This is a genomic window from Pseudomonas sp. 05T35, assembly GCF_056396605.1.
Window position 1 is genome coordinate 1 of the sequence record NZ_JBFTLU010000372.1, and the last position, 4,607, is coordinate 4,607.

The following is a 4,607-nucleotide window of genomic DNA, read 5'->3' on the forward strand; positions in this document are numbered from 1 at the left end:
ACGTCGGTGGTGCGTTGCAGGTTGTTGTCATGCAAGGCGAACAGCACGCCGTCCTTGCTGCGTTGCAGGTCCATTTCCAGGTAATCGGCGCCCAGGTCGCGCGCCAGTTTGTAGGAGGCGGCAGTGGATTCCGGTGCATCGAACGAGGCGCCACGGTGGGCGATCACTGCCGGGTGCGGGATCCCGGTGGCGGTGGCCAGAGCGGTCGGGCTCTGCTGGCTGGTAGCCTGTGCCTGGCCAAGGCCGAGCATCAGACTCAGCAACAGGGCGCTTTTGGTGTAGGTAACAGGCATTGTCGAGGTCCTTTCGTAAGAAGCGATTTCAAAGACCTATCTTTTAACAATTGAGCGCCGGATGCGCTATCGCCAAACTGACATTAACGTGTGCGAGGGGCGTTTTTTCCGCGCTTTTGTGCAGTCCTTTGCAGTACGATCCACCTCGGCAATTTCCCCATCAGAGGGAAATCCCGACGCATCCGTTATCCCGCCCCTGCGTGTAAACCATCGTTCAGCCGTCCTGCGGGACGCATCCGTGAGGTTTACCATGCGCATCACGTCCGAACTTATCTGCCAGGCCGCCGACCAACTCATCGGCTTCGTCGGTTTCAATCGCAAGACCGCCCGATACATCGTCCGTTTCAGCGAAGATGCCTTTGGCATGGACGTCGCAGACGACGCAATCATCCCCGCCAGCGAGTTCGTCTGGACGCCTGAGGACGGTCAAGCCATGACCCTCAAGCGCGAGCTGATCCGCTTGTTGCTGGAGCAGAATATCGACGACCGGATCAATATCACTGAACCACTGCGGGTCTATATGCGGCGTGAGGATTTACCGGAGATCAGCGCGCTGCGCCGTCTGGTTCAGGCCGGCTGACGCTCGAAGGCATAAGCGCGTTCTACCTTGCAGACCCGCGTGTGAAACGCTTCATACCAGGTCGAGCGTCCGCGTTCGCGGGTTGCACTGTGCTCGGCGTGTTGTTTCCAGGCGAGAATCGCTTCTTCGCTGGACCAGTAGGAAACGGTGATGCCGAGCCCGTCCTCACCCCGGGCCGACTCCACTCCGAGAAACCCTGGTTGGTCGCGGGCAAGTTCGACCATGTGCTGTGCTGCTTGCTCGTAACCCTGGTCGGCGGCGGTGCGCAGTGAAGTGAAAATCACCGCGTAGTAAGGCGGCGAAGGCGTGTTGGCGATCATCTGTGGTTCCTCGCGCAGGCCCGGATAAAGGCGTTGACCAAGGGGGGAAGGGTGCCGGCTAGCGCCGCGCGTTCGGGTTGAAACAAGGTTGCGACGAAGAATGGATGATTGCTGAGCTCCACGGCCCGTAAATCACCCACCGAATCGTGGCCGGTGGCTCTCAGGTTGTGTGTCAGCAATTGCTCTTCGAACGCCGGATTGACGCCGTAGCGGCAGTGATAGCCTTCATGAATCTCTGTGGCCCCGTAGGCGTTGGCAATCAGCGAGCCTTCAACCAACCGGATACTGTCGACGACCTCGACCAGTGAGCAGGTCAGCGGCGTGAGCACGGCGCGAATGGCGTCGGGCGAAGTTTCGCCATGCTCGGCATCGGTCCATCCCAGAACGTTGCGTGCGTATTCAAGCACCGCGTGTTGAAAACCACCGCAGGTGCCGAGGAACGGCCGCTGCTGTTCACGGGCAAAGCGGATCGCCAACAGCGCACCGTCCATGTTGCGGTAAGGGCTGGCAGGCACGCACCAGAAGCCGTCGAAGTCAGCCAGCGGGGTGTTTGCGTCAATGTGGTCAGTGGCCAGCCACTCAAACTGCACATCGACGTCAGTGTGTTGTGCGGCCAGGTTCAGCGCCAGGGGAATTGCCTGATGGGCAGTGACCTGCGGGTCGTAGTCACCGATCAGTGCAATACGCAGTTGAGGGCTCGCTTCCATGGTGTCTCCCAAGACTTGTTGATTGCTGGAGCCGACTATAGAGTGGCGTTCACGCAATCAACAGTGGCGTTTACCCAAGTGTTCAATGCAGCAACGCACTATCAGTTGGATTACCCGGACCTCGCCTTGATTCTTGCGTTGGTGCGCGGCGGCTCTCTGGCACGGGCGGCGGCGCTATTGAAGGTCGACGTTTCGACGGTGTTTCGTGCGGTCAGGCGCCTGGAAGCGGCATTGGGCCAAGCGCTGTTCGAGAAAAGTCGTGCAGGTTATTTGCCGACCGCCCTGGCCCGAACACTGTCCGAGCAGGCCGAACGCGCCGAGCAGGCGCTGGAAGCGGCGCGTATTGGCGTGGAGCAGGGCGGTGACGTGATCAGCGGCACCGTGCGCCTGACCTGCACCGATTCGGTGTTGCACGCGTTACTGTTGCCGGCACTGGCGCAGTTCATGCCGGCGTACCCGGCGCTGACCCTGGAACTGAGCACCTCCAACGATTTCGCCAACCTCAGCCGCCGCGATGCCGATATCGCCTTGCGCCTGACCCCGCTCACCTCCGGAGCATCTGGTTGGGCGGCGATTGGGCGCTGTGTCGTATCGGGTGTGCGCGAGTGCGGCGTATCTGAAATCGGTCGAGCCGAGTGATCTGACACGGTTGAGCTGGATCGCCCCGGATGACTTTCTGCCCGACCATCCAACCGTGATCTGGCGTCGTCAGCAATTTCCCGGTGTGCTGCCGAGCTATCGCTGTAACAGCATGCACTCGGTCACCGAGTTGGTACGCGCCGGGCTTGGGGTCGCCGCGTTGCCGGACTTTCTGATCGACCCCGCGCAGGGGCTGCGCCCTTTGAGCGAACCCCTGCTCGGTTACGACACCAGTCTGTGGTTGCTGACTCGCCCGGACTGTCGAGCATTGCGCTCGGTGGTGACGCTGTTCGACGAGTTATCACGCTGGGTGCAATTGCCCGATCAGGAGCGTTGCTGATCTTTCAAAATGTGTTGATGCATCTCTGATGTCAGGTTCTCGATGCGTTCGGTCAGCTCTTTGGTCATCTCGGTCAGTCGGGTGTTTTGCTCAAGCAACGTCAGTAACTGTGCGGAGGTCTTCGCGGCTTGCGCTTGCCGTTCGCTGTTGGCAATCGCCAACGTCTCGCGGTGTAGCGCGTCGGCTTCGGACTGGGCTTTGTCGCGAGCGGCCTGACGGGTTTGCGCCAGCAGAATCAACGGCGCGGCATAGGCCGCTTGCAGACTGAACGCGAGGTTGAGGAGGATGAACGGGTAGACGTCGAAGGTCGTTAACCCCGTGACGTTCAGGGCAATCCAGACCACGACGATGAGGGTTTGCGCGCCGAGGAAGGTCGGGGTGCCGAAGAAGCGTGCAAAGGCTTCGGCCTTCAATGCGAAAGTGTCATTGCCGAACGTCGATGCCAGATGAGCGTGCGGCCGGTGGAAGCGCAAGTGATCGATGGGGGCGGCGGGATCTTTTTCTTCGGGCTTGGCTGAATTCATGATGCTCTCTGCAATGCCATGGGACTGAGGCTCACTATAACCCCCACAGCTTCCAGCGCCCGAGTCGCCTTGAAACACTTTGTAGTGTTTTATTCAGGGCTTCGGTCCAGCGGATAAACACGTGAATAGTGTCATTTGTTCCATGTGTCCTTTTGCGTGCCCTTCATGCCTGCCGTTGATAGCAGGCCAGAAACATGTCCAGCGTCGACTCTACGACTGTCGTCTGCATTTCGGGTGACAGTGGTGGACAGTTCAGGGAGATCTGCGGCCAGAAGGCAAATGCCTTGAGCATTCCCTGCACCTGCTGGGCAGCAAAGGCCGGGTCTACAGGCTTGAGCCGACCGTCAGCCTGAGCCGCGCGAATCCAGGTGGTCAACCCTTCTTCACGTTCGCCAATGCGCTCGACCATGTCCTGGACCCGTTCCGGCGAATGGATGGTGGCGGCGATGGCAACCCGTGCCAGATCAAGGAAATTGGTGTCCCCCAGCAGCTGCAACTTGCAGTGCAGCAGTTGGCCCAACTGCTCGCGCAACGGCAGGTCTGTGCGATAGCAATTGTCCTGTTGAGCGGTGACGTTGGCCCACAATCGTTGCAGGATTTCAGTCCACAGCTCTTCTTTGCTGGGGAAGTGGTTGTACACCGTGCGCTTCGACACACCCGCAGTGGCGGCAATCTTGTCCATGCTGGTGATGTCGAAGCCGTTGGCACGGAATTCGGCAATCGCCGCCTGAACAATGGCTTCGCGTTTACGGTCGGTGAGGCGTTGTGGAGCTGTCATAAATACGCTTCGGCAGAGAAAAGGAAGAATTACACTCGGCAGTTTACTTGCTCACGGCTTTGTTGCAATCTTGAAACTACACTGTGCAGTGTAGTTGAACGGTTGAAAAGTAGGGTTTGCGGCTGACGCGTGCGTGCATTGGCCATTTATCGTCCGAAAAAGAAATGCCGCACCTCGTCGGTTTTCTGGAGTCACTCAAACATGGCCACTTTCTCTTACCAGGCGGATAGCGCCTCTGAACTGAAAACGTCCCGGCAAGAGCAGGGGCAATACCAAAATCATGCAACCGTACCGGGGCAAGGCTTTCGCAAGACCCTGCGAATTTTCTGGAACATGATTTTCCACAAGCCGAATAACACGCGACCGACTGGTGTTATTCCGGTTCAAGCGCTGACTCTCGAACAGCTTCTCGACGCACCGAACCAC

6 protein-coding genes and 2 pseudogenes are annotated in these 4,607 nt (G+C 59.0%); 3 read left to right on the top strand and 5 right to left on the bottom strand.

Annotated elements, in window-relative coordinates:
- Positions 1-293: glycerophosphodiester phosphodiesterase family protein (locus AC1DH9_RS22985; protein ID WP_477808836.1), on the bottom strand; the 293-nt coding region annotated here is incomplete at its 3' end.
- Positions 294-543: 250 nt separating this feature from the next.
- On the opposite strand from AC1DH9_RS22985, the gene AC1DH9_RS22990 reads away from it, so the two are divergent.
- Entirely contained in the window at positions 544-873 is a 330-nt protein-coding gene (locus AC1DH9_RS22990) for a DUF2025 family protein (protein ID WP_427535982.1), read from the top strand.
- On the opposite strand, the gene AC1DH9_RS22995 is transcribed toward AC1DH9_RS22990, so the two are convergent.
- Together AC1DH9_RS22995 and AC1DH9_RS23000 are read right to left on the bottom strand one after the other, a co-directional pair.
- Complete coding sequence (locus AC1DH9_RS22995) at positions 861-1,193, bottom strand: antibiotic biosynthesis monooxygenase family protein (protein WP_427535980.1); 333 nt, start codon at positions 1,191-1,193, stop codon at positions 861-863. The genes AC1DH9_RS22990 and AC1DH9_RS22995 overlap by 13 nt on opposite strands.
- The gene (locus tag AC1DH9_RS23000; RefSeq protein WP_427535978.1) at positions 1,190-1,900 is read right to left on the bottom strand and encodes a CTP synthase C-terminal region-related (seleno)protein; all 711 of its coding nucleotides are present in this window, start codon (positions 1,898-1,900) and stop codon (positions 1,190-1,192) included. The genes AC1DH9_RS22995 and AC1DH9_RS23000 overlap by 4 nt, the downstream gene beginning before the upstream one ends.
- Positions 1,901-1,963: 63 nt before the next feature.
- Here AC1DH9_RS23000 and AC1DH9_RS23005 point away from each other — a divergent pair.
- A pseudogene (locus AC1DH9_RS23005) lies at positions 1,964-2,879 on the top strand (LysR family transcriptional regulator).
- Here AC1DH9_RS23005 and AC1DH9_RS23010 read toward each other — a convergent pair.
- Together AC1DH9_RS23010 and AC1DH9_RS23015 are read right to left on the bottom strand one after the other, a co-directional pair.
- Entirely contained in the window at positions 2,864-3,403 is a 540-nt protein-coding gene (locus tag AC1DH9_RS23010; RefSeq protein WP_347927783.1) for a DUF1003 domain-containing protein, read from the bottom strand. The pseudogene AC1DH9_RS23005 and the gene AC1DH9_RS23010 overlap by 16 nt on opposite strands.
- A gap of 163 nt (positions 3,404-3,566) precedes the next feature.
- Positions 3,567-4,181 carry a TetR/AcrR family transcriptional regulator gene (locus tag AC1DH9_RS23015; protein ID WP_427535976.1) on the bottom strand — a complete coding sequence of 205 codons (615 nt, stop codon included), beginning with the start codon at positions 4,179-4,181 and terminating at the stop codon, positions 3,567-3,569.
- Positions 4,182-4,382: 201 nt separating this feature from the next.
- Here AC1DH9_RS23015 and AC1DH9_RS23020 point away from each other — a divergent pair.
- A pseudogene (locus AC1DH9_RS23020) lies at positions 4,383-4,607 on the top strand (MBL fold metallo-hydrolase); the annotation flags it as partial.